The organism is Streptomyces sp. NPDC005898 (assembly GCF_040629635.1).
Lineage (GTDB): Bacteria > Actinomycetota > Actinomycetes > Streptomycetales > Streptomycetaceae > Streptomyces.
Map to the genome: position 1 here is coordinate 115,719 of NZ_JBEXWC010000003.1, position 21,887 is coordinate 137,605.

Sequence of the window (21,887 nt, forward strand, 5' to 3'; positions counted from 1 at the left end):
CCAGTGGAAGGTCCAGTGGTACGTCGTCGCCGTCTTTGGCGTGATGATGAGAGAACGTGAAAGTCTACGGCCATGACGATGAATGACTACGACCGTGTGCGTGCGGGCATCGAGGCGATGACGGCCTACATTTCCGGCGAGCCCGTAATGGAGGAATACGTCGCGGAGAAGCGCGCCGCCGACGGCAATCTGGATCAACTCGCCGACAGTGCGACGGCCTTGTGTGCCGCATTGCTGTTGCAGCTCGCCGAGATGACCGGAAAGACCCAGCACGAAGTGCTCCAGGAACTGGCCCACGGCCTCAACCGCAACGAGGCGGAGCAGCAGGACTGACCGCGCCGCCCCTCGCGTCGCGCACATCCGAGAAGGAGCATCCCCATGGACAGTCCGCCGTCGACCGCCGACGGAGCGTGCGCGGGGTTCCCGCACGGGACCGGGGCGGCCCCCACCGCCCCGGCCGGGCCCGCGGAGGTGTCGTCGACGTGGGCCATGGGGCGCCGCGCGCTGCGGCGCACCCCCATATCCATGTGGAACGACGACGTGTCGGACTGGGCCGCGGCGCTGACGTACTACGCGATCCTCGCGCTGCTCCCCGCCCTGCTCGTCACGGTGAGTCTGATCAGCCTGGTCTCGCCCTCCACGACCGCGGCGCTCATCGCGGAGGTCACCGACTGGGCGCCCGCGGAGTCGGGCCGCTCCCTGCACGAGGCGCTCAGCGAGATGGCCGACGCCCGGTCCGCGGCCCTCATGGTGATGATCGGCGGAGCGGTCAGCGCGGTGTGGTCGGCGTCCAGTTACGCGGCCGTCTTCCGGCGGGCGCTGCACGCGATGCACGGCGTGGAGGACTGCCGGCCAGCGCTGCGCAAGGCGCACCGCGTCCTCATGACCGCGGTGACGCTGCTCGCGCTGCTGGTCGCCAGCGCGCTGCTGCTCGTACTGAGTGGTCCGCTCGCCGCCGGGCTGGGGCGGCGCGTCGGCCTCGGTGACGCGGGGAGGACCGCTTGGAGCGTGCTGCAGTGGCCGGCGCTGCTGTGTCTGGTGGCGCTGCTCGTCCTCGTGCTCTTTCGCAACGGGCCGCCCGTGGCGCGCGGTTGGCGGCAGATACTGCCCGGCGGTCTGCTGGCCGCGCTGCTGTGGCTGCTCGCCTCCGGCCTGTTCACCTGGTACGCGTCGGGGTTCGGCACCTACGGCAAGCTCTACGGCTCCCTCGCGGGCGTCGTCGTCTTCCTGGTGTGGCTGTGGGTGTCCAACCTCGCGCTGCTCTCCGGGGCGCAGTTCACCGTGGAACTGGCCCGCGCCCGGACCGCCGCGCGCTGACGCCGGCCGACCGTCGGACCCCTTTTCGTGGAGTGCCGGGGGCTCGCGTCGAGGGTCGGGGCGCCGGACCGTGCTTGGAACGCGCGGACGGAGGAACTCGTTTGTGTGGCACCGCCCGCCGTGCCGCCCGGTCCAGAGCCCCGACCCCCCGGAGACACTGATGGCACGAACAGATCGATACCGGCAGCTGACGGAAGAAAGCGGAACCCGGGAACAGGACATCGAGGCGGCGGACGGGCGCAGAGCGCCCCTGTCCCCCGTGGCGCGCGGAGCCGCGATGTTCGTCGCCTTCGCCGGGATGGTCGCCTTCGGGGTGGTGCTCGCCCGGCTGACCCTGCAGCCCTCGGCGGCTTCCGTGGACCTGACGCACAGCAACTTCACGCCCGGTGACTCCATCCGCGACTACCTCGCCCAGCCCGCCTTCCGCGACACCGTCAAGCAGATAGGCGGCAACATCCTCCTGGGAGTGCCGTTCGGGATGCTGTTCCCGGTGCTGCTCCCCCGTACGCGGGGACTGGTACGGGTGGCGGTGGCCACGGCGCTGACCATGGTGCTGGTGGAGCTGGCGCAGGGCGCCTTCGTCACCGGCCGGACCTTCGACATCGACGACGTCATCCTCAACACGACGGGCGCGCTGCTCGGCTACCTCCTGCTGGGACGGCGGCTCGGACGGGCCGTGCACCCGCGCCGTCGGCACTGGTGGCACCGCTTCACCAAACGCGGCGTGTCGAGCCCCTGACCAGGCATCTTCGGTCCTCCTCAGGCCTGGAAAGGTGAATCACCCCGCGAATGCCACCCCATGCGTTTATTTACCCCCCGGGTTGGTAACTCGCTGTAGCGAAAGCCTCGCGTGAGGGATCCTCTGCGGAAGGCAGGCACATGTCCGCAAGCATGCTGGCCATTTTGGGTGCGGCGGTGGCGATCGTCACCGCGCTGCTGCTCGCCCGCCCGCTGAACCAGACGACCACCGACGACCTGCGGCGCCGCTTCGGCCCCGAGTTCGATCGCGCGGTGACACGGAACCAAGGGGACACGGCGGCCGCCGAGCGGGAGCTCAGCGAGCGGCTCCGACGCTTCGGCGGTCTGCGCGTCAAGGGGCTGACCACGGACGTCCGGGAGCGCTACCGCACCGAATGGACCCTCGTGCAGGAGCGGTTCATCGAGGCCCCGGGGCAGACGGTCGCCCGCGCCAACGCGCTGCTCAACCGGCTGGCCGTCGAGCGCGGCTTCCCCGCGGAGTCGCGTGAGCGGCAGGCCGACGCCCTGTCCCTGCACTGCCCGCGGCACGCTCAGGGCTGCCGTGAGCTGCACGAGTGCGCGCGGCGTGCGGCCGCCGGCGAGGCCGACACGGAGGCGATGCGCCGCGCGATGCTCGCCGGGTACGAGCTCTTCCACGAGCTGCTCCTGCCCCGGCCGCAGGACCGCAAGGCCGACGCGCAGGCCGGTCACCCCCGGCCCCACCGCCCCTTCGGGGTGCCCTCCCAGCGCACGGCCCACTCCACTCGGCACTGACGCCGGGCGCTCCGGGCAGCCGGTGGACAGGGGGTGCGCGTCACCCGTGCCGTGGCACCCCCTTACGCTGTGCGGATGTTCGTCTACGCGCCGGCAGCCCTGCTCTTCCTCGTCTTCTGCTGGCGGGTGCTGCGGGAACGCCGAAGATTCGGCAACGCCGTGCTCCTGGGGCTCGCCGTCGTGTGCGGGCTGGTCGCCTGGATGTCCCAACTGCTGCGGTCGGGCTCGACGTCCGGCCTGGTCATCGCCTTCTCCCTGCTGACGGTCGGCGCGCTCGGCATCCTCGTCCTGACGTACCTCTTGTTCGTCAACGGCCTGCGGATGGCGCGCAAGGAGGGCAGGAGCCCGACCAATCTGCTCTCCCTGATGGCCGCCCTGGGCATCCTCGGCGTGATCGCCCTGGTCGTCACGGCCGCGGTGGTGCGCACGCCGGTGCTGCTCGGAGTGGGGGCGGCCGCCCTCGGCCTGTCGGGCTACATCTCGTTCCTGTTCCTGAGCTTCGTCTGCTACGCCTTCCTCTACGGGCGGCTGCGGATCCGCCGCAAGGCCGACTTCGTGGTCGTCCTCGGCTCGGGGCTCGTCGGCGGTTCGACGGTGCCGCCGTTGCTGGCCAGTCGTCTCGGGCGGGCGCGGGAGGTGCACGAGCGGCTCTCCGCACGCGGGGGCTCCCCCGTACTCATCACCTCGGGCGGTCAGGGGCCGGACGAGGAGCTGCCGGAATCCCACGCCATGGCCGACTATCTGACGGAGCGCGGTTTTCCCGCCGACCTCGTCGAGCGGGAGGACCGGTCGACGACCACGGAGGAGAACCTGCTGTTCAGCAAGGCCATCATGGAGGCGGCGAAGCCCGACTACCGGTGCGTGGTCGTCACGAACAACTACCACGCCTTCCGTGCCGCGGTCACCGCCCGGCGGCTCGGCGTCAGGGGCCAGGTGGTCGGCGCGCCCACCGCCCGGTACTTCTGGCCCAACGCGACGCTCCGCGAGTTCGCCGCCGTGCTGGTCGCCTACCGCTGGACCAACCTCGCCATCTGCCTGCTGTTCGTCCTCGGCGGAGTGCTGGTCTGGTCGGCCCGTTAGCGCGAGACGCCCGCGCGGCACCGGTTCTCCCCGATCCGCTCGTCACCCGTTCGCCGAGGTGGTCGGCCGTGGCGGTCGGCCGTGGTGGCGGGCTACTCCGCGTGGCCGTGTCCGGCGCGCAGCGGACGCCGGTTGCGCCTTGCATGGGGGCAGCGCGGAGTCCGCAGGGAGGCGTGCTCCCGGCCGCGCGAAGGATCGAGGTCTGCACTCATGCGCGTCCGTCCCACCGTCACCGCAGCCGTGTTCACCGCCCTGGCGTTCGCCTCGCTCGCTCCGCAGGCCCGGGCCGAGGCAGAACCTCCGCCGGCGCCGCACACGCGCAGCGACATGGACGAGACGATGCCGTTGCAGGAGGAGGCCGAGAGGCCGATGGAGGAAGAGGCCGGACGGCCGCCCGAGGAGGCCTGGCAGCCGCCCGAGGAGGCCGGGAGGCGCCCCGAGGAGGCCGGGGGGCAGCATGAGGAGGCCGGGGGGCAGCCGTCGCTGTCGATCACACCGAGCCCCGGCAGGCCGGGGCAGTCGGTGGTCGTCTCCGTCAGCGGCGGGTGCCACGCCCCGTCGGCCACCGCCCGCTCGGACGCCTTCACCCAGAACGTCCAGCTGTCCACCGGCTCGGCCGGCATCTACACCGGGACGGGCACCATCCGCCCGGACGCCCACGCCGGCACCCACACGGTGCACGTCTCGTGTCCCGGCGGCGGCACGTCCACGTACTCGATCACCGTGGCGGGAGCGGCCACGCCGACCCCGGAGCGGGGTGTGCGGGCGGGGACGGGCGGGTCCCGGGGCGTGGACGCCGGGTATGTGGGGGCCGGGGTGGCACTGGTCCTCGCGGCAGGCGGATACACCGTGTACCGGACGCGGCGCCGGGAGTCCTGACGCGTGCGGACACACCGGTGGCCGGGAGGGAGTCTCCCGGCCACCGGTGTGTCAGGTGGTCCCGCCGCGCGGCGGGCCGCCGCTCAGGCCGCTTCGAGCGCGGATTCGATCTCGCGGAGGAAGTCGTCGAGGTCGTCGGGGTTGCGGGAGGTGATGAGCTCCCAGCCCTTGGCGTCGCAGCGCATGACGGACTTGTCGACCCAGGTGCCCTTGGCGTTGCGGATGTCGGTGGCGACCGAGGCGTAGGACGTCAGGGTCTTGCCGTCGAGCACGTCGGCCTCCACCAGCAGCCACGGGCCGTGGCAGATGGCCGCGACCTTGCGGCCGGGCTCGGCGAAGGAGCGGACGATGTCGACCGCCTTGTCCTCCAGGCGCAGGGTGTCGGCGTTGACCGTGCCGCCGGGGACCAGCAGCAGGTCGTAGGAGGAGGCGTCCACGTCGGCGAGGGTGACGTCGGCCTCGACGCTCTTGCCGGGGTCCTTGTCCCCCACCAGGGTGCGGATCTCCTCCCTCGACACGGCGGCCACGTCGACGTGCGCGCCGCGGGAGCGCAGGTGCTGCACCGGCACCACCAGCTCGTCCTGTTCGACTCCGTAGTTGGTCACGATCGCCAGTACGCGGCGGCCGTTCAGGGTGTTGTCAGCCATGAGGTTGCCTTTCCTGGTGCTGTGCTGTTTCCTTCGGCTTCCCTCGGCGCCGTCTTCTTCGCACGCCGAGTTCTTCGTGCGCCGTGGTCTTCGGCCTCAGCGGGCGGTGCGGCCGGACACCATGCGGTAGAGGAACAGGACGACCACCGATCCGATGACGGCGGCGATCCACGTCGACAGGTGGAAGAACCCGTTGATCGACTCCACCCCGAAGATCAGCTTGCCGAGCCAGCCGCCGAGCAACCCGCCGACGATGCCGAGCAGCATGGTGACGATGATTCCGCCCGGGTCCCTCCCCGGCGTCAGTGCCTTCGCGATCGCCCCTGCGATCAAGCCGACCAGAATCCAGGCGATGACGCCCACGGTGCTACCTTCCGTTCACTTTCGAAGTCGATCGGTCGCTCCGGTACCCGCCTTCAGCATGACCACACTGGGGGGCGGCGCCAGACGAGTCCGGCGACCGGAGCAATGATCGGGTGCCCCGGTGGGTTCGGCGGCACTCGGGACCAACGACTCTCCCGGCAGGGCACGAAGTCCTGATGTCCGGCTCCGACGGATGCCGTACGGACCCGTCGGAGCCGGACATCAGCAGCCGGACATCAGCAGCCGGACATCAGCTGCCGAAAATCAGCACAGCTCCGTGACCGTCAGTAGAGCTTGTTCACGGCGGTGACGGTCGTGGTCTTGAAGTCGGAGACCTGGGCGTCCGCGAAGCCGCCCATCTGACCCCACTGCACGAGCGTCACGGTGGTGCCGTCGCGCCCCACCGAGAACATGTTGATGTCGGAGGCCCCCCACGAGGCGACCGTGTGGACGCCGTAGACATGGGCGCCCTCCTCGACGTTCAGCTTGCCGTAGTACTTCTGCTTCGCGGTGATCTCGGGGTCGAGCTTCATCACCGTCTCGGCGCATCCGTCGAGCTTCTTGCGCAGCAGGGCCGCGAAGTCCTTGGCCCGCTGCTCGCTGCGCTCGACCACGGTCACCTGCAGCGCGCCGGTGTCCAGGTCCGTGCGGTACGCGCGGTGCACGGAGATCGACGGCAGCGCCTCACCGACACACATCGGCAGGGGGTCCGGCTGCCCCGCCGTCACCGGCCCGGCCTGCCAGGCCGACGAGGCGTGCGGCGGCAGTTCGGAAGCCGCCAGGAAGCGGGGGGTGTCGTCGGCAGCGGAGGCAGGCACCGTTGTCGCGGCGACACCGGACGCGGCCAGTACGGCGGCCGCGGCGAGCAGCTTCTTGTCGATACGCGTGTTCGTCCTCATCGTTCCCCCACATGTTTTCGGTCGGTCGACGTGCCTCGGGCGGATCGGTCCGCCCTTGGATCCCACGCCTCATACGACCCGCCACACCCCGGGGTCGTTGCCCTCTCGCGCGTCACAGGTCTGTCCGCCATGTCACCGAACGGCAACACGCCGCCTCACACCAGCCCCGTCACGGTCACGGACACCCGTGGGGGCTCGGGTGCCCCGAGCGCTTCGCGCACGGTCTCGGCGACGGCGGCGCGCACCGCCCGTGTGACGTCCACCGCGCGGTGGCCGCGGTGCAGGACGACGTGGACCTCGACGTGCCACCGCCCCGCGTCACCGCCCCCTTTCACGCGTACGCCCGCCGAGCGCCCGGACCAGCCGCTGCCCGCACCCCCGCCGTCCCGGTTCAGCCGGGTCAAGGGGCCCGAGGCGCGCAGCAGTTGAGCCAGGCCGGGGCGCAGGAAGGCGACCCCGGCCGTGCCGAGCACCGCCCGTGCGACGGCGTCGGTGAGATCACCGGAAGCGGGCTGTTCGGTCACGGCTGCCGTCCTTCGGTGTCGTCGTCGCCGGTGATGTCCGTGATCGTCACGTCGACGGCCAGGACCGGCATGCCCAGTTCGGCGCGGACCGCCGCCAGGACCCGCCGGCGGACCCGCTCGGCGGTCTCCCGCAGATTCGGGGCGAGCGCCGCCTGCACTTCGAGGCGGATCATGACGGGGCCCCTGGGCGACCGGTCCCGGGGGCCGGCGGGCTCGTCGTCCTCGGGCGGCACCTCGATGCGGCAGCTGCCCGCCCGCACCCCCGCCAGGCTCTCCGCCGCCGCGCGCACGGTCCGGGCGGCGGCCGCCTCCACGACCCAGGCGTCCTCTTCCTCCTCGCCGAGCGGAAGCGTCCGACCGGGCCGCAGTTCGAGCCGCACCACGTCCATGACCCGGCCGACGAGCGCGGAGGCGTCGGCCTCCCGCTCGCGTGGTTCCCGCCGGCGCGCGGCGGAGACGACGTCCTCCAGCCGGCGCAGGGTCTCCAACGCCTCCGTGCAGTGCGGGCATTCGGCGGCGTGGGGGTCCGGCTCGCCGCTCTCGCCGCGCTCCCAGACGCCCCACAGGTCCCGTCCGCACGGCAGCGGCTCGCGCTCCGCGCAGCCCTCGTCCGGCTGCCGCCCCCCGGCGGGCGCCCCGCGCTCCACGCCCGATCCGGTCCCCTCGTTCATCGCCATGCGGCCATCGCCTCCGTGAGATAGCGCCGTGCCCGAAAGACGCGGCCGCGCACCGCCTCCGGGCTGATCCCGACCGACTCGGCGATGGATTCGTAGGAGAGGCCGTTGAGTTCGCGCAGCACCCAGCACACCCGTTGCTCCGGTGACAGGCCCGCCATCGCCCTGGTCAGGTCCGCCACGGCCGCGTGCCCCTCGGCCACCCGGACGGGCGAGGCCTCGTGGTCCGGTGCCTGCGGCTCGGGCACGCCCGCCAGGTCGAGGGCCGGGCGGCGCGCGCGCAGCACGTTCAGGCACCGGTTGGTGACGATCCGGTGTATCCAGGTGCCGAACCGCGCGTCGGCGCGGAACTCCGGCAGCTTGCGCCAAGCGCTCACGAAAGACTCCTGCACGGCGTCCTCGGCCTCCGTCCTGCTTCCCAGCAGCCGCGTCGCCAGGCGCAGCAGCGGGGGCGCGTGGCGGCGCACCAGTTCCTCGAAGGCCTCTTCGTCACCTTCCCCGGCCCGTACCGCCAGCAATCCGTCGTCGTGCCGTGCGGGCTGCTCCGCTCGGCCCTCGGGCGCTTGGCCCCGGTCCCCGGGCACACGCGGCTCCTCTCATCCAGGTCGTGCTCGTACGACACACGGAAGGCCGCCGGCGTTACGCGGCGAAGGCACGTTACCTCCCGGAAGGAGCAGTTCTGCCGAGGCGCGTAACGAATTGCCGGCAACCGTGTCAGACAAGCGGGAAGCCGGGCACCCGGTCGGGTGCGCGACGCACCGGCGACCGACGGCATGACTTCGACCGAGGAGATGGCGGCATGACGACTCAGGACATCCGCTCGAACGCGACCACGTCCGGTGGCGAGCCCGCCGGCCCGGCGGGCTCGACCGGTTCCACCGGCACGATCCAAAAGAGCGCCGGCACCACCACCGTGACGGGCCGGACGGGCCCGGGTGAGCCCGCCGCGACGCGCGGGAAGACCTCCATCGCCGATGTGGTGGTGGTGAAGATCGCCGGCATGGCGGCGCGGGAGATCCCCGGCGTGTTCGACATGGGCGGCGGACTCTCGCGCACCCTCGGCGCGGTCCGCGACCGCGTCCCCGGCGGGCGCCCCAACGTCGGACGCGGGGTGAAGGTGGAGGTCGGCGAGCGGCAGACGGCCATCGACCTGGACATCGTCGTCGAGTACGGCGTGCCGATCACCGATGTCGCCCACGACGTGCGCGAGAACGTCGTCGCGGCCGTGGAGCGCATCACGGGCCTGGAGGTCGTCGAGGTCAACGTCGCGGTCAACGACGTACGGCTGCCGGACGACGACACCGCCGACTCCACGGGCGAGACGCGCGTGGAGTAGCGCCCGGAGCGGGTCCGGGCATGGCCGTGGTGTCTCCTTCTGTGGTGTGAGGTGAGTGGTGAGCACAGCTCTGGCCGGCATGATCGCCGGGATGGCCCTCGGCTTCGCCGGGTGGTTCGGCGGCTTCGGCGCCTTCCTTCTGGTGGCCGCGCTCGGCGCGGTCGGCTTCGTCGTGGGGCGCCTGGTGGACGACGGCACGGACCTGCGGACCTTCCTCGGCGGCCGTGACCGGGAGCGCCGATGAGCGTGCCGGCGGCGGACCGCGGCGCGACCACCGTGGCCGAGCGCGCGGTGCGCCGCATCGCGGAACGGGCCGCCACGGAGGCGCTGCCCCCGGGCGAGGTCCTGGCCGCCCGGGGCGCTGCCGCCGTGCGCGGGCGCCGGGCCCGGGTGAGTGTCGCCGTGACGCTGCCCTATCCGACGGTGCTCGATGACGCGGGTGAACGCGTGCGCTCGCATGTCGCCGACCGGACGGCCGGACTGACCGGACTCGTCGTGCCCTCGGCACGGGTGCGGGTCCGCGCCCTGCGGGTGCGGGAGCCGAAGCAGGGCGCGGAGGCGGCCGCGCCGGTGGCGCGGGCGGGGCGGGGCCGGTCCGGGGCCGGGCGGCCCTGGTCGCAACGCCGGGTCCCCGCCGCGGTGTCGGCGTTCGGCTGCGCGGCGGTCTGCGGGGCCTTCCTGTACGACGTGGTCCGGGTGCACGCGGTGGGCCGTCCTCCCGCCCGATGGCGGGCGCGGCTCATGGAGTGGCTGGTCACGCACGGCCCGGACAGCGGTGTCTGGCCCGGCCTGGTGTCGGCGGGCGCCGTGTTCCTGCTCGGCGTGTGGCTGTTGGTGCTGGCCCTCACACCGGGTCGGCGGCGCCTGCTGCCGATGGCGGCGCCGGCCGAGGGCGTCCGGGCCGTCCTCGACCGGCGGGCCGTGTCGGCACTGCTGCGCGACGCCGTGGCGGAGGTGCCGGGGATCACGCGGGTGCGCGTGCGGGTCGGCCGGCGCGGGGCGCGGGTACGTGCCCGGCTCGGGTTCGGCGGCCTGGAGTCCGCGCGCCGAGCGGTGACCGAGGCCTGCGAGGAGGCGTTGGGCGCGTGTGGCCTGGCGAGGCCCTCGCGGTTGAGGGCGCGGGTGCGGACCGATCCCCTCTGGCGCGCTCCGACACCGCCCGGGGCGAACACCGGTTCCGGCCCCGCCGGTTCACCCGCCTCGCCCTCCCCCACGCCGGACGCCACGACGGCCACGACGGCCACGACGGCTACGACGGCTACGACGGCTACGACGCAGGGGAGCAGCCGCGCATGAGCCGGCTCCGTAACGGCACCAATCGCGCCGTCCTGGCCTGCGCCGGCGCGGCGCTGCTGGCCGCGGGGGCGGTGCTGGGCTCGGCGACCGATGTGGTGCGCGACCGGCTGCCCTCGGACTGGCCCCGCCTCGGTTCCGGGAGGGCGTGGCTGGACGGGGACGCCCTGGGCCGTTGGCGGGACCAGGACTGGTGGCCGCCGCTCGTGATGAGCGCGCTGGCCGTCGGCGTACTGCTGTCACTGTGCTGGGGCGTGGCACAGGTCCGGGCGGGGCGGCTGCGTGAACTGCCGCTCGGGCAGCCGGAGGTGACGCTGTCCGGCCCCGCGCTCGCCGCGGCGGTGGCCGAACGGGCCCAGGGGCTCGACGGGGTGGCCCGCGCGCACGTGAGCCTGCTCGGCCGCCCGCGGCGGCTGAGGGCGCGCGTCACGTTGGTCCTCACCGCCGAGGGCCGTCCGGAGGCCGTACTGGGCGAGCTCGTGCGCCGGACCGTCGCCGAGGCGAGGGCCGCGGCGGCGCCCCGCCCCTTGACGGTCGAGGTACGACTGACGGGCCGTCACCACAGGGCTCGACGGCTGCGTTGACCCCGGAGTCGGCCTCGGACCGACCTCAGGAGTGGTCGTACCAGGTGAACGACGCGATCCGCCAGCCCTCCTCGCCGCGGACGAACTGGATGCTCTTGGTGCCGCTCCCCTCGAACGGTTCGCCGTCCAGGATTCCCGCCTTGCGGTACTCGCCGAACCGCGCCGCGATGTCGCCCACGATCGAGGTCCGCTCGGAGGTCTCCCATTCGGAGAACTCGACGAGCCGGCCGTCGGCCAGCAGTCGTTCACGAGGCTCGATGAACTCCTCCACGGTGTAGGCGGTGAGCTTCTCGCCCGTGCTGACGATCACCCCGCCGGGGAGCATCAGGCGGCGCAGCCGGGCCACGTCGGCGGGCTTGCCGCCCCGGTTGTCGAAAGCGCCGAAGAAGTCGGCGGTCAGCGTGTCTATCTCGGCCTTGGACATGGCGCGACGGTAGCAGCGCGGTGCACGGATGCCGGGGCGTGCGGGTCGTACGGCCTCTTTCGTCAGGGCGTTGCTGACCCCGCGGGCGAGCAGCGGCGTCCACGTCCGCAGGTCAGCTCCGCTCGGCGTGTGATCCGCGCGGCGAGCCGCGAGCCGTAGGGGCTCGGCACCTGTCAGTCCGTGCGGTTCGACGTGCGCAGGGCGCCGACGGTCCTCAGCAGCCGGTCGGCCGGGTCCCGCAGGCCCGGGTGTGCCAGGACCGTGTTCCGCAGGCCGCGCACGGGTCGGCGCCACAGGCGGTGCGCGGCGGCCACCGGGTGCGGGCGGGTCGCGAAGCCCTCGCCCACGCGCAGCTCACGTGTCTTGAGCCAGTCCTTGTACTCCTTCTCGCCCCGCCCCATGTCCATCAGCCGGATTCCGGCGCGACCCGCCGCCTCGGCCATGCGCAGGTGCAGCATCAGGCCGGGCGAGTAGTAGCGGAACGCGGGGTCGTACGCGGTGAACCACGCCGCGAGGACCGTGCGCGAGGCGGGCCCGAAGTGCGCGGCGACCGGCCGGTCACCGGCGTAGACGACGGACAGCACGCCGGTGAAGTGCTCCTCGCGGACCCCGAAGAGGTGGTCGACCAGGCCGACGATCCAGGGCCGCGCGAACCGGTCCATGCGGCCGGTCCTGCGGTACTGGGCGGACTTCCAGCGCATGAGGGTGCGCAGTGCGCGCGGATCGCGCTCGTCGTGGACGAACCGCGTCTCGCCGGCGTCGCGGGCCAGGCGGCGCTCCTTCTTCAGGACCGTCTTGGCCAGCCCCGGGTAGGTGGCGCGCAGCCAGTGGGGGTAGTTGCCGTCGCCGGCCGTCAGGTCGAGCACCGGCGAGGCGAACGTACCCGTGACGTGGCCGGTGAAGGGCTTCTGCTCCTGGACGAGGTGGTCGAACTCGAAGACCGACAGGCGGCAGGCCTTCAGCAGGTCGTCGGTGTCCCAGGTGACTCCGGGGCGGTGCACGAGCGCCTGGCAGTCGGAGAGGCCGAGCCCGATGGCGCGGCCGACGCCGAGAGGGTTGCGTTCGTACGGGAGGAAGCCCACGGGCCGGTCGTCCTCCCGCAGGACGGCCACCTGCGCGCCGGCCCGGAATGCGGCGACGCCTTCCGCGAACTCCGGTGCGAGGAAGGGGTTGGCGTACTCGGGCGACTCGTCCATTGCCTGGTGCCAGGCCGAACGCAGGGCGTCACTCAGCCCGTCGAGCCCGTGGATGGTGATGTCCACCTTAGATCGACCGTCCTCTCGGCGATGCTCAAAAGTCGCGAAACCGTACGCATATGCATGGGTGTCGGCGGGTCGCGCGGGTCAATCCGGCCCGCCGCTCGGCCGGCTGCGCACCGTGCCGATCTGGGCCAGCGCCTCCTGGAGGGAGGTGGGCCGCAGCGCGCCGCGCACCGCGGGTCCCGCCCAGCCGGGGCCGCCGAGCATGACGACGGGCCGGCCGCGGGCGCCGCGTACGCCCCAGCGGGTGTCGGCGAGGTGCTGGGCCAGTGGCACGCTCGCGGTGGAGCGGGCCTGCGACCACAGGACGACGATCTCGGGGCCCGTCCTGCGGACCGCCGCCGAGAGCGCCTCGACGGGCACGGCCGCGCCGAACATGCGCTGGGGGACGCCCAGTTCGCCCAGAGCCGCGCTGAGCGCCTCCAGCGGGAGCGAGTGCTGCTCGCCGGGGACGCAGGCCAGCACGAGCGGTGTCGCGCGGGGCGAGGCGCTCGGGGTGGCGGTGGCGGCGCGGTGGTGCAGGGTGCGGGAGACGTGCCAGGACAGCAGGTGTTCGACCTCCACGTACCGGTCGCCCGCCTCCTCCCACTTGCGGCCCACCGCGTGCAGTGTCGGCGCCATCACCTCCTGCCAGGCGGTGATGAGGCCGTGGCGCTCCACCGTCTCGGTCAGCAGGTCCTGGACGGCGGGCGCGTCGAGCCGGACGGCGGCGCGGGCAAGGCCCTTGCGCCGGCGGGCGAGGGAGTCGGGCGGTCCGGTGCGCGTCGGCCCGGGAGTGCGGGACGGGGGTACGAGGGTGGGATCTGGGCCCATGCCGCAGGAGGCGGGGGTGAGTCGGAGGGCTGTGCGGGCGGCGTCGGCCGGGGGCACTCCCCGTGCGGTGAGGCGGCCCATTTCCTCGACGACCGCGATGTCCCGCTCCGACCAGCGGCGGTGGCGGCCGGACTCCCGCCGGGCGGGGCCGAGGCCGTATCTGCGGTCCCAGGTGCGCAAGGTCGTGGGGGACACTCCAAGGCGCCTGGCCAGGGCACCGGTGGTGACGGCGGCTTCCTCCGTCGCACTGGCCGTCCCGCCGCCCCTCGCCTCGTCGGACGGGCGGCCCCGCACCGCGCCGGTGCGTCCCCTGGGTCCCGGAGGCTGGCTCATGCGCTCACGATACGACGCACAACCGATGCGGGTTGCCGGGTGTCCGGGGCTGCTCCCAAGATGACCCAGCCGCGGCCGAAACCGCGGCCCGCCTGACCGATTCGCTTCGGGAACGAGGCGTCGGCGATCACTACGAGGAGCGGACGAGGCGTCGATGAGCACAGCGGTGTCACAGCCCGCGGCGGCCTTCGGCGAAGTGCCGTGGCGGGAAGAGGCGTTGGCGGTGGGGCTGGCGCGCGGCGACGAGGCGTGCCACGACGCGGTGTACCGCAGGTGCGGGCCCCGGGTGCGGGCGCTGGCATGGCGCGCGCTCGGTGACAGCCGCGAGGCGGAGGACGTCGCCCAGCAGGTCTTCCTCGCCGCGTGGCGCGGCCACGCCGGGTACCGGCCCGAACTGGGCAGCCCCATGGCGTGGTTGACGGGCATCACGCGGCGGAAGGTCGCGGACGCGCTGACGGCGCGGACGCGCAGGGCGGACCTCGTGGAGGACGCGGGACTGCTGCACGCGGCAGGCCGCCCGGAGGCGGACGAGGTCCTCGACCGGGTGCTCGTGGAACGGGAGTTGGCACGGCTTCCGGCGCCGCAGCGGACGGTGCTGCGCCTGACGTTCTACGAGGATCTCACGCAGCCGCAGATCGCCGAGCGCACCGGGTGGCCGCTGGGCACGGTCAAGAGCCACGCGCGACGCGGCATGCAGCGGCTTCGCGCGCTGCTGGGGGACGCCTCCCGCGAGGCATGAGAAGCCCTCGGCCGCAGCGAGCGGAAGAAATCCTCGGCCTGGTGCATCCGCGCGCCCCCGGGCGGCGGAAGCAAGGGGCAGCCCTTCGTGGTCGTCGCCGACTCGGGGTCGGCGGGGGGCGCCCGGACCTCGCTCCCCACGCCTCTCAGCGGGGTCGGCGCCGCTGAGGGGCGTCGCCGTTGCCCCCGAACGGCGGCCGAGGACCGTGGGGGCGCCCCGTGACGCGCGGGCGCGTCCCCACGGCCCCGACGCGGCCCCCTTGGTCACGCCCCGGGTCGACGGCGCGGCCGGTGGTCCTACCAGAAGCTGACGCGCGCGTACCTCCACGGTCTGCCCCGGGTCCGACCACGGGGCGACGTGTCGGCAACGGGCGGCGCACTAGCGTCAGTCGACATGAACCCAGCCCGCAACACCGCGCGCCGCAGCGCCCTCGCCGCCGCTCTCGTCCTCGCCCTCGCCGTGCCCGCCGTGAGCGGTGCGACCGCGCACGCCGCGCCCCGGCCGGCCGGCTCCGTACCTGTCACGGCCGATGAACCGGCGTCGGCTCCCCTGCGGCTGCCGCGCCCCACCGGGCCGTACGCGGTGGGACGGGACACCGTGCATCTGGTCGACAAGAGCCGCCGGGATCCATGGGTGCCGTCGGCGGACGCGCGGGAGCTGATGGTGTCCGTCTACTATCCGGGCCGGCACGGCGGCGGGCGGCCGACCGCGTACACCTCCGAGGAGGAGGCCCGGCTCCTGCTGGAGTGGTAGGGCGTGCAGGGGCAGCTCTCGCCCGCCGCGTACAGCGCCACCCGCACCCATGCCCGCTCCGGGGCACGGCCCGCGCCGGGGCGCTTCCCGCTGGTCGTGCTCTCCCCCGGCTTCAGCGCGCCCCGGTCCACGCTCACCCACCTCGCCGAGGACCTCGCCGCCCGGGGGTTCGTCGTCGCCACCGTCGACCACGCGTACGAGTCGCTCGGCACGGCGTTCCCCGGCGGGCGGATCCTCACCTGCGAGGCCTGCGGCCCCGCCGAGAAACCGGGGATGGGCAAGGTCGTCACCGAGGGACGGGCCAAGGACCTGTCCTTCGTCATCGACCGGCTCACCGGCCGCGACCCCGCGTGGCGGCACTCCCGAATGATCGACCCCCGCCGGATCGGGGCCGGCGGGCACTCCATCGGGGGCGCGGCCGCGCTCGCCACCATGACCCGCGACGACCGCGTACGGGCGGGCATGAACATGGACGGCCACTTCCACACGGACCCCGGCGGGATCGACGGCCGCCCGTTCCTGATGCTCGGCACCGAGGCCGAGCACACGCCGGGGCGCGGCGACGGGGAGAACTGGGACAGCACCTGGCAGAGCCTCGACGGCTGGAAGCGGTGGCTCACCGTCAAGGGCGCCGGGCACTTCACGTTCACCGACGTGCCGGTTCTGGCGGAGCAGGCCGGGATCGTCGATCCCGACGTGCCGCTCTCCGGGGAGCGGTCCCAGCGGATCACCCGCGCCTATGCCGGCGCCTTCTTCGAGAAGTGGCTGCGGGGAGCGCCGCGGCCACTGCTCGACGGCCCGGCACCGCAGCACCCCGAGGTCGCCTTCCCCAAGCGCTGACCGGCCGAAGGAGCGGCCGTCCGGCTCGGCTCCGCGCCGAAGACCGGTGATTTCACCGATGTGCCCGGGGCGGGTGTGCCCGGACAGTTGCCGCTGCCAGCAAACGCTCGCCGAAAGGACACGACCGCCGTGCAGCAGCTCACCGACGCATTCCTCGGCACCCCGCCCCCTCCGCGTCCGACCCGTCGGCTCCGTCCGCGCCTGGTGCGGGCGGGGCTCGCCGCCCTGCTCGCCGTGGGCGGGCTGATCACCGCGCAGTCGGGCAGCGCCGGCGCCGCGGAGAACCCGTACGAACGCGGTCCCGCGCCGACCGTCTCCAGCATCGAGGCTCCCCGCGGCCCCTACGCCGTGTCCGAGACCCGCGTGTCGTCCCTGAGCGTGACGGGCTTCGGGGGCGGCACGATCTACTACCCGACGACCACCGCCGACGGCACGTTCGGCGCCGTCGCCGTCTCGCCCGGCTACACGGCCACCCAGTCGTCCATCTCCTGGCTGGGGCCGCGGCTCGCCTCGCAGGGCTTCGTGGTCTTCACCATCGACACCCTCACCACCCTGGACCAGCCCGCCAGCCGGGGCAGCCAACTCCTGTCGGCCCTGGACTACTTGACGCAGCGCAGCTCCGTGCGGGACCGCGTCGACAGCGGCAGGCTCGGCGTCATGGGCCACTCCATGGGCGGTGGCGGCACTCTGGAGGCCGCCAAGGACCGCCCCAGTCTCCAGGCGGCGATCCCGCTGACCGGGTGGAACCTCGACAAGACCTGGCCCGAACTGCGCACCCCCACCCTGGTCGTCGGCGCGGACGGCGACACGGTCGCCCCCGTCGCCACCCACTCGGAGCCCTTCTACGAGACGCTGCCCGCCTCGCTCGACAAGGCGTATCTGGAGCTGAACAACGCGACCCACTTCACGCCCAACACCTCGAACACCACGATCGCGAAGTACAGCGTCTCGTGGCTCAAGCGGTTCATCGACAACGATCAGCGCTACGAGCAGTTCCTCTGCCCGCTGCCTCGTCCCAGCACGACGATCGAGGAGTACCGGGGCAACTGCCCGCACACCTCCTGAGAACGCCTCCGCTTGAGGGTTCGAGGAGGCTTCCAAGAAGTTTTACGCCGAAGTAACGTGGCGGTCGTGGCCGGACTGACGACTGCGACGGGTCCCCTCCGGATATACGGCCGGAGCGCTCAACTGCACGCCGTCGACGCCCTCTTGACCGGCGTGCGCGAAGGTCGGGGCGGAGCCCTGGTGCTGGCCGCGGCACCAGGGCTCGGCCGCACCACGCTGCTCGCCCACGCCGCCCACCGGTTCCGCTCGCTGGGAACGGGGACGGTGCTGAGCACGCGCGCCGTCCCCGCCGAGTCCCTGATCCCGTACAGCGGCGTCCACTCCTTGTGGTGTGCGGGAGCGCCGCTGCGCCCGCTGCCGGAGGGGCCCGGGGCCCTGCTCTGCGTGGTGCGCGACCTCGCGGGCGGGCATCCGCTGCTGATCTGCGTGGACGACGCCCATCTGTGGGACGCCGCTTCCCGCGCGGCCCTCGGCTTCGCCGCCCGCCGCCTCGGCGGGCCCCACCCCGTCGCTCTCCTCCTGTCCGTCGCGGCACACCGCGCGGACGATCCCCAGCTGGCCGCGCTGCCCGTCCTGCGCCTCGACCCGCTCGCGCCGTCCGAGGCGGCCGCGCTCTTCGACGACGTCGCCCCGGGCGGCGCCGACCCGGCCGTACGGGAGGCTGTTCTCCGCGCGGCGGGCGGCAACCCCGGCCTGGTCCACGCCCTCCTCGCCGGACTCACGTCTCCTCAGCTGGCGGGGCGGGCGCCACTGCCCCGACGGGTCGCCGAGGGGGCGCCGTCCCCGCCGTACGGCGGCATCGATCCGGCCGAACTCCCCCGGGACACGGCGCGGTTGCTGCTCATCGCCGCCGCCGTCCACGACCCCGGGGACGAGCCGGCCGGCGCGGACCTGGACCTCGTACTGCGGGCCGGCGCGGCGGCCGGCCTGGACGGCGCGTCGCTGCGCGCGGCGGAAGCGGCGGGGATCGTGCGCCTGAGCGCCGGCCGCGTCCACTTCGGCGCCCCGGATCTGCGCCGCGCCCTGTACACCGGGGCCCCGGCCGCCCGGCGCCGTGCCGCCCACCGGCTGCTGGCCTCGGCCCTCGACGACGGGCGCACACCGGCGCTGCTCCAGCGACTGCACCGGGCCCTGGCGGCCGAGCGGCCCGACGCCCGGCTCGCGACGGCGCTGGCCGTCGAGGCCCGCGCGCCCGGGACCGCTCCGTCCCACGCGCTGCGCGCCGCGGCCCTGACCGCGGCGGCGGATCTCACCCGGGCGTCACGGGAGCGTGCCCTGCGGCGTGCCGCCGCCGCCCACCACGCCCGGCTCGCGGGCCGCCCCGCACAGGCCGAGGAGCTGCTCACCGCCGCCCGCGCCGAGTCGAGCGACGCCCAGGTGCGGGGCGCGGTCGCACTGGTCCGGGGCCGGCTCACGCTCGGGGACGGCCCCGTCGCCGATGCCCGCGAGGCGCTCCTGCTCGCGGCGGAACTCCTCGCCCCGTACGACCCGGACGGCGCCCGGGAGGCCCGGCTGTGCGCCATGGCGGCGGCCTGGGACATGGGGGACGCCGACGCCTACCTCGCGGCTCTCGGCACCCCCCGTGCGGCCGGGGCCACCGGTGCGCCGGCCGGGGGCACCGACGCGCTGGCCGAGGAGTACCGCGCCGCCATGTCCGTCGTCATGAGCGGGCGGCTCGGTGCCGCGAGCCCCGGCCTGCGCGACGTCGTGGCACACGGCGCGGGGGCGGACGAGCCGTCGCGGCTGCTGCGGGCCGGGGTCGCCGCCCTCCTCGTCGGGGACTTCGCGGCGGCCTCCCGCGTCAACGCCCGGGCCCTGGCCGCCGCGCGGGCGCGGGGCACGGAGATCCACGTACCGCAGGCCCTGGAGTACCTCGCCTACGCCGAGTTGCGGGCCGGGCGGCACGCGCGCGCCCGCGCCCACGCCGAGGAGGGGCTGCGCACCGCCGGCCGTACCGGGCAGCGCAACATCGCCGCCCAGCACCACGCGATCCTCGCGCTGGTGGCGTCGGTGGAGGGCGAGGACGAGGCGGTCGCCGCCCACGCGGCAGCCGCGGCGCGGACCGCCGGGCGGCACGGCCTCGCGCAGGCCTCGACCCTGGCCCAGTGGGCGCTGGCCCGCCTCGACCTGAGCCGCGGCCGCGCCCCTGAGGCCGCCGCCCGGCTCGGCCCGGTGGTGCGGCCGGGGCCGCGCCGGGGCCACTTCGCCGTGCGGATGCTCGCCGTGCCCTGCTTCGTGGAGGCGGCCTGCCTGGCCGGGGAGGACGAGGGAGCGGCCCGCGAGCGCGTCGCGGAGTTCGCCGAGTGGGCCGCCCAGGGCGCCGACCCGCAGGCCCCCGCCCAGCTGGCCCGCTGCCACGCCCTGCTCGCGGGCCCCGCGGACGGTGACGCCCTGTACGCCGCCGCGCTCGCCCGCCACGAGGAGGCCGGCGGCGACTTCGAGAACGCCCGTACGCAGCTCCTGTACGGCAAGTGGCTGCGCCGCAGACGCCGTCCCGGCGAGGCCAGGGGGCGGCTGCGGGACGCCCTCGTCTCCTTCGAGCGGTGCGGCGCCCGCGCCTGGGCCGAGCAGGCGCGCGCCGAGCTGCGCGCCACCGGGGAGGCGTGGAGCACGGGGGCGCCGGGCGGCCTGTCGCGGCTGACCCCGCAGCAGCTGCGGATCGCCCACTGCGTCGCGGAGGGCGCCACCAACCGTGAGGTGGCGCGGCGCCTGTCGCTGAGCCCGCGGACCGTCGACCACCACCTGCGGAACGTCTTCGCGCTGCTCGGGGTACGCTCTCGCGTCGAACTGTCCCGGCTCGTGGCCAGGTCCGAGCGGCTCACCGCCCACGACGAGGCGTGAGGTCCGCCGGATTTCTGTTATCCGGGCGCGGGCCGCGCGTCTCCCTTGTGTCGGAGGAGACAGGTCCCCACACAGAAAGTGGTCACAGCGTGAGCAGCGAACGCCAAGTCGCGATGGTCAGGGCAGCGCAGGACGGCAACCAGCAGGCGCAGGACGCGCTCGTGGCGGAGTACCTGCCGCTGGTCTACAACATCGTGGGGCGGGCCCTCGGCGGCCACGCGGACGTCGACGACGTGGTGCAGGAGACCATGCTCGGCGTCCTCGGCGGCCTGGACGGGCTGCGCGATCCGTCCCACTTCCGCAGCTGGCTGGTGGCCATCACCATGAACCGGATACGCGGGCACTGGCGTGAGCGCGCCACGGGCGCGATACCGGCCGGTGGCGGCCCGGTGGACGGCTACGACGTCGTGGACCCGGGCGCGGACTTCGTGGACCTGACCATCGTGCGGCTCGGCCTGTCCGGGCAGCGCAGGGAGACCGCCGAGGCCACGCGGTGGCTGGACGAGGACGACCGGGGGCTGTTGTCGCTGTGGTGGCTGGAGTCGGCGGGCGAGCTGACCCGGGCGGAGGTCGCCGCGGCCCTCGACCTGTCCCCGCAGCACGCGGCGGTGCGGGTGCAGCGGATGAAGGCGCAGCTGGAGACGGCGCGGGTGGTGGTCCGCGCCCTCGCCGCCGAGCCCCGCTGCGCGGCGCTCGGGCAGCTGACCGCGGGCTGGGACGGTGTGCCCTCGGCCCTGTGGCGCAAGCGGCTGGCCCGCCACGCGCGGGACTGCGTGGCCTGTTCGGGCCACTGGACGGACCTGGTGCCCGCCGAGCGGCTGCTCGTGGCGCTCGCCCTCGTCCCCGTCGGTGCGGCCCTGTCGCAGCGAGTCCTTGAGCCCGACCTCGGCACCGTCGGCTCGGTCTCGTCCGCCCCCGCCCCCGCCGCCGGTGCGCCGGTGCCCGCGCGGACACGGGCCCGCCGAGGGCGCGCCCGGCGCCGGCGCCGTACCGCGGGCGTGGCGGCCGCGGTCGTCGCGCTCGTCGCCGGGGGCGCCGCCCTCCACCTGCTGACCGGCCCGGAGACGGACGAGACCGCCCCGGCCACCGCCGCGGCACCGGCCTCCCCCGCCGCGGCCGAGGCCTCCAGGAGCGCGTCCCCCTCCCCCAAGCGTTCCGCCTCCGCGTCGGCCGAGCCCACCCCGAGCAGGACGAAGGCGAAGAAGAAGCCGAAGGCGAAGAAAAAGCCCGAGCCGAAGCGGGAGCCTAGCCCGGTCAAGAGCGCGCCGAAGCCCCGGCCGAAGCCGAAGGCGCCCGAGCCCACCCCGGCGGCCACGCCGAGCGGCACCGCCGCACAGGTCGTCGCCCTGGTCAACGCCGAGCGCGCCAAGGCGGGGTGCGGGCCCGTCCGCTCCAACGGCCGGCTCGCCGCGGCCGCCACCAAACACTCCGCCGACATGGCGGCGCGCGACTACTTCGACCACACGAGCCCGGACGGCACGGGCCCGGGCGACCGCATCACGGCCGCCGGCTACCGCTGGAGCACCTACGGCGAGAACATCGCGCGCGGCCAGCGGACGCCGGCCGCCGTGATGGACTCCTGGATGAACAGCGCCGGGCACCGCGCCAACATCCTCAACTGCGACTTCAAGGAGTTGGGCGTGGGCGTCCACAACGGCTCGGGCGGGCCTTGGTGGACGCAGGCGTTCGGCACCGCGCTCTGAACTCCCGCC

23 protein-coding genes and 1 pseudogene are annotated in these 21,887 nt (G+C 74.2%); 15 read left to right on the forward strand and 9 right to left on the reverse strand.

Translation table 11 applies throughout. From position 1 onward, the window contains the following. Positions 1–72 precede the first annotated feature (72 nt). The 6 genes from ABZ385_RS05760 (at position 73) to ABZ385_RS05785 (ending at position 4,788) form a co-directional block, all read left to right on the forward strand. The gene (locus ABZ385_RS05760; protein ID WP_358588724.1) at positions 73–333 is read left to right on the forward strand and encodes a hypothetical protein; all 261 of its coding nucleotides are present in this window, start codon (positions 73–75) and stop codon (positions 331–333) included. A 156-nt stretch (positions 334–489) separates the two neighbouring features. Further along, complete coding sequence (locus ABZ385_RS05765; protein ID WP_358910275.1) at positions 490–1,317, forward strand: YihY/virulence factor BrkB family protein; 828 nt, start codon at positions 490–492, stop codon at positions 1,315–1,317. Positions 1,318–1,477: 160 nt separating this feature from the next. Then, positions 1,478–2,056: a VanZ family protein gene (locus ABZ385_RS05770; protein WP_358698778.1), complete on the forward strand. Its 579-nt coding sequence runs from the start codon at positions 1,478–1,480 to the stop codon at positions 2,054–2,056. Positions 2,057–2,196: 140 nt separating this feature from the next. After that, entirely contained in the window at positions 2,197–2,829 is a 633-nt protein-coding gene (locus ABZ385_RS05775) for a hypothetical protein (RefSeq protein WP_358909867.1), read from the forward strand. Between the two features lie 75 nt (positions 2,830–2,904). Continuing rightward, positions 2,905–3,909 (forward strand): YdcF family protein, encoded by a 1,005-nt coding sequence (locus tag ABZ385_RS05780; protein ID WP_358588717.1) that lies wholly within the window; start codon positions 2,905–2,907, stop codon positions 3,907–3,909. Between the two features lie 210 nt (positions 3,910–4,119). Continuing rightward, complete coding sequence (locus tag ABZ385_RS05785; protein WP_358909869.1) at positions 4,120–4,788, forward strand: hypothetical protein; 669 nt, start codon at positions 4,120–4,122, stop codon at positions 4,786–4,788. 83 nt (positions 4,789–4,871) lie between these two features. On the opposite strand, the gene ABZ385_RS05790 is transcribed toward ABZ385_RS05785, so the two are convergent. The 6 genes from ABZ385_RS05790 to ABZ385_RS05815 form a co-directional block, all read right to left on the reverse strand. Next, on the reverse strand, positions 4,872–5,435 hold the full coding sequence (locus ABZ385_RS05790; protein WP_358909871.1) for a type 1 glutamine amidotransferase domain-containing protein: 564 nt from the start codon (positions 5,433–5,435) through the stop codon (positions 4,872–4,874). Positions 5,436–5,531: 96 nt separating this feature from the next. Next, positions 5,532–5,798 carry a GlsB/YeaQ/YmgE family stress response membrane protein gene (locus tag ABZ385_RS05795; protein WP_358909872.1) on the reverse strand — a complete coding sequence of 89 codons (267 nt, stop codon included), beginning with the start codon at positions 5,796–5,798 and terminating at the stop codon, positions 5,532–5,534. A 284-nt stretch (positions 5,799–6,082) separates the two neighbouring features. Then, entirely contained in the window at positions 6,083–6,697 is a 615-nt protein-coding gene (locus ABZ385_RS05800; protein ID WP_358588708.1) for a hypothetical protein, read from the reverse strand. A 155-nt stretch (positions 6,698–6,852) separates the two neighbouring features. After that, the gene (locus ABZ385_RS05805; RefSeq protein WP_358588705.1) at positions 6,853–7,221 is read right to left on the reverse strand and encodes a hypothetical protein; all 369 of its coding nucleotides are present in this window, start codon (positions 7,219–7,221) and stop codon (positions 6,853–6,855) included. Then, the gene (locus tag ABZ385_RS05810) at positions 7,218–7,898 is read right to left on the reverse strand and encodes an Asp23/Gls24 family envelope stress response protein (protein ID WP_358588703.1); all 681 of its coding nucleotides are present in this window, start codon (positions 7,896–7,898) and stop codon (positions 7,218–7,220) included. Before ABZ385_RS05810 ends, ABZ385_RS05805 begins: the two co-directional genes overlap by 4 nt. Further along, positions 7,889–8,479: a sigma-70 family RNA polymerase sigma factor gene (locus ABZ385_RS05815; RefSeq protein ID WP_358588701.1), complete on the reverse strand. Its 591-nt coding sequence runs from the start codon at positions 8,477–8,479 to the stop codon at positions 7,889–7,891. The genes ABZ385_RS05810 and ABZ385_RS05815 overlap by 10 nt, the downstream gene beginning before the upstream one ends. A 215-nt stretch (positions 8,480–8,694) precedes the next feature. Between ABZ385_RS05815 and ABZ385_RS05820 the strand changes: the two genes are divergently transcribed. From ABZ385_RS05820 to ABZ385_RS05835, 4 genes are read left to right on the forward strand one after another with little or no spacing between them, the layout of a single operon-like run. Continuing rightward, positions 8,695–9,231, forward strand: a complete 537-nt coding sequence (locus ABZ385_RS05820) for an Asp23/Gls24 family envelope stress response protein (RefSeq protein WP_358588699.1) — start codon at positions 8,695–8,697, stop codon at positions 9,229–9,231. A gap of 58 nt (positions 9,232–9,289) precedes the next feature. Next, on the forward strand, positions 9,290–9,475 hold the full coding sequence (locus ABZ385_RS05825; protein ID WP_358588698.1) for a hypothetical protein: 186 nt from the start codon (positions 9,290–9,292) through the stop codon (positions 9,473–9,475). Continuing rightward, positions 9,472–10,527 (forward strand): DUF6286 domain-containing protein, encoded by a 1,056-nt coding sequence (locus ABZ385_RS05830; protein WP_358909874.1) that lies wholly within the window; start codon positions 9,472–9,474, stop codon positions 10,525–10,527. Before ABZ385_RS05825 ends, ABZ385_RS05830 begins: the two co-directional genes overlap by 4 nt. Continuing rightward, positions 10,524–11,108, forward strand: a complete 585-nt coding sequence (locus ABZ385_RS05835) for an alkaline shock response membrane anchor protein AmaP (RefSeq protein ID WP_358909876.1) — start codon at positions 10,524–10,526, stop codon at positions 11,106–11,108. The genes ABZ385_RS05830 and ABZ385_RS05835 overlap by 4 nt, the downstream gene beginning before the upstream one ends. A gap of 25 nt (positions 11,109–11,133) precedes the next feature. Here ABZ385_RS05835 and ABZ385_RS05840 read toward each other — a convergent pair whose 3' ends face one another. The 3 genes from ABZ385_RS05840 to ABZ385_RS05850 form a co-directional block, all read right to left on the reverse strand. Further along, positions 11,134–11,532 carry a DUF4440 domain-containing protein gene (locus ABZ385_RS05840; protein ID WP_358589737.1) on the reverse strand — a complete coding sequence of 133 codons (399 nt, stop codon included), beginning with the start codon at positions 11,530–11,532 and terminating at the stop codon, positions 11,134–11,136. Between the two features lie 173 nt (positions 11,533–11,705). Continuing rightward, positions 11,706–12,794 (reverse strand): GNAT family N-acetyltransferase, encoded by a 1,089-nt coding sequence (locus ABZ385_RS05845; RefSeq protein WP_358909878.1) that lies wholly within the window; start codon positions 12,792–12,794, stop codon positions 11,706–11,708. Between the two features lie 81 nt (positions 12,795–12,875). Then, positions 12,876–13,937 (reverse strand): cobalamin B12-binding domain-containing protein, encoded by a 1,062-nt coding sequence (locus ABZ385_RS05850; RefSeq protein ID WP_358909880.1) that lies wholly within the window; start codon positions 13,935–13,937, stop codon positions 12,876–12,878. Between the two features lie 154 nt (positions 13,938–14,091). On the opposite strand from ABZ385_RS05850, the gene ABZ385_RS05855 reads away from it, so the two are divergent. The 5 genes and pseudogenes from ABZ385_RS05855 to ABZ385_RS05875 all read left to right on the forward strand — a co-directional run bounded on the left by ABZ385_RS05855 (position 14,092) and on the right by ABZ385_RS05875 (position 21,878). Continuing rightward, positions 14,092–14,676 carry a sigma-70 family RNA polymerase sigma factor gene (locus ABZ385_RS05855; protein ID WP_358909882.1) on the forward strand — a complete coding sequence of 195 codons (585 nt, stop codon included), beginning with the start codon at positions 14,092–14,094 and terminating at the stop codon, positions 14,674–14,676. A 393-nt stretch (positions 14,677–15,069) separates the two neighbouring features. Beyond that, positions 15,070–16,269, forward strand: a pseudogene (locus tag ABZ385_RS05860) (alpha/beta hydrolase). Between the two features lie 225 nt (positions 16,270–16,494). Continuing rightward, positions 16,495–17,334, forward strand: coding sequence for an alpha/beta hydrolase (locus ABZ385_RS05865; protein WP_358589747.1), 840 nt, complete (start codon positions 16,495–16,497; stop codon positions 17,332–17,334). A 66-nt stretch (positions 17,335–17,400) separates the two neighbouring features. After that, positions 17,401–20,175: a LuxR C-terminal-related transcriptional regulator gene (locus ABZ385_RS05870; RefSeq protein ID WP_358909884.1), complete on the forward strand. Its 2,775-nt coding sequence runs from the start codon at positions 17,401–17,403 to the stop codon at positions 20,173–20,175. 89 nt (positions 20,176–20,264) lie between these two features. Continuing rightward, positions 20,265–21,878 (forward strand): sigma-70 family RNA polymerase sigma factor, encoded by a 1,614-nt coding sequence (locus ABZ385_RS05875; RefSeq protein ID WP_358909885.1) that lies wholly within the window; start codon positions 20,265–20,267, stop codon positions 21,876–21,878. Positions 21,879–21,887: the final 9 nt, after the last annotated feature.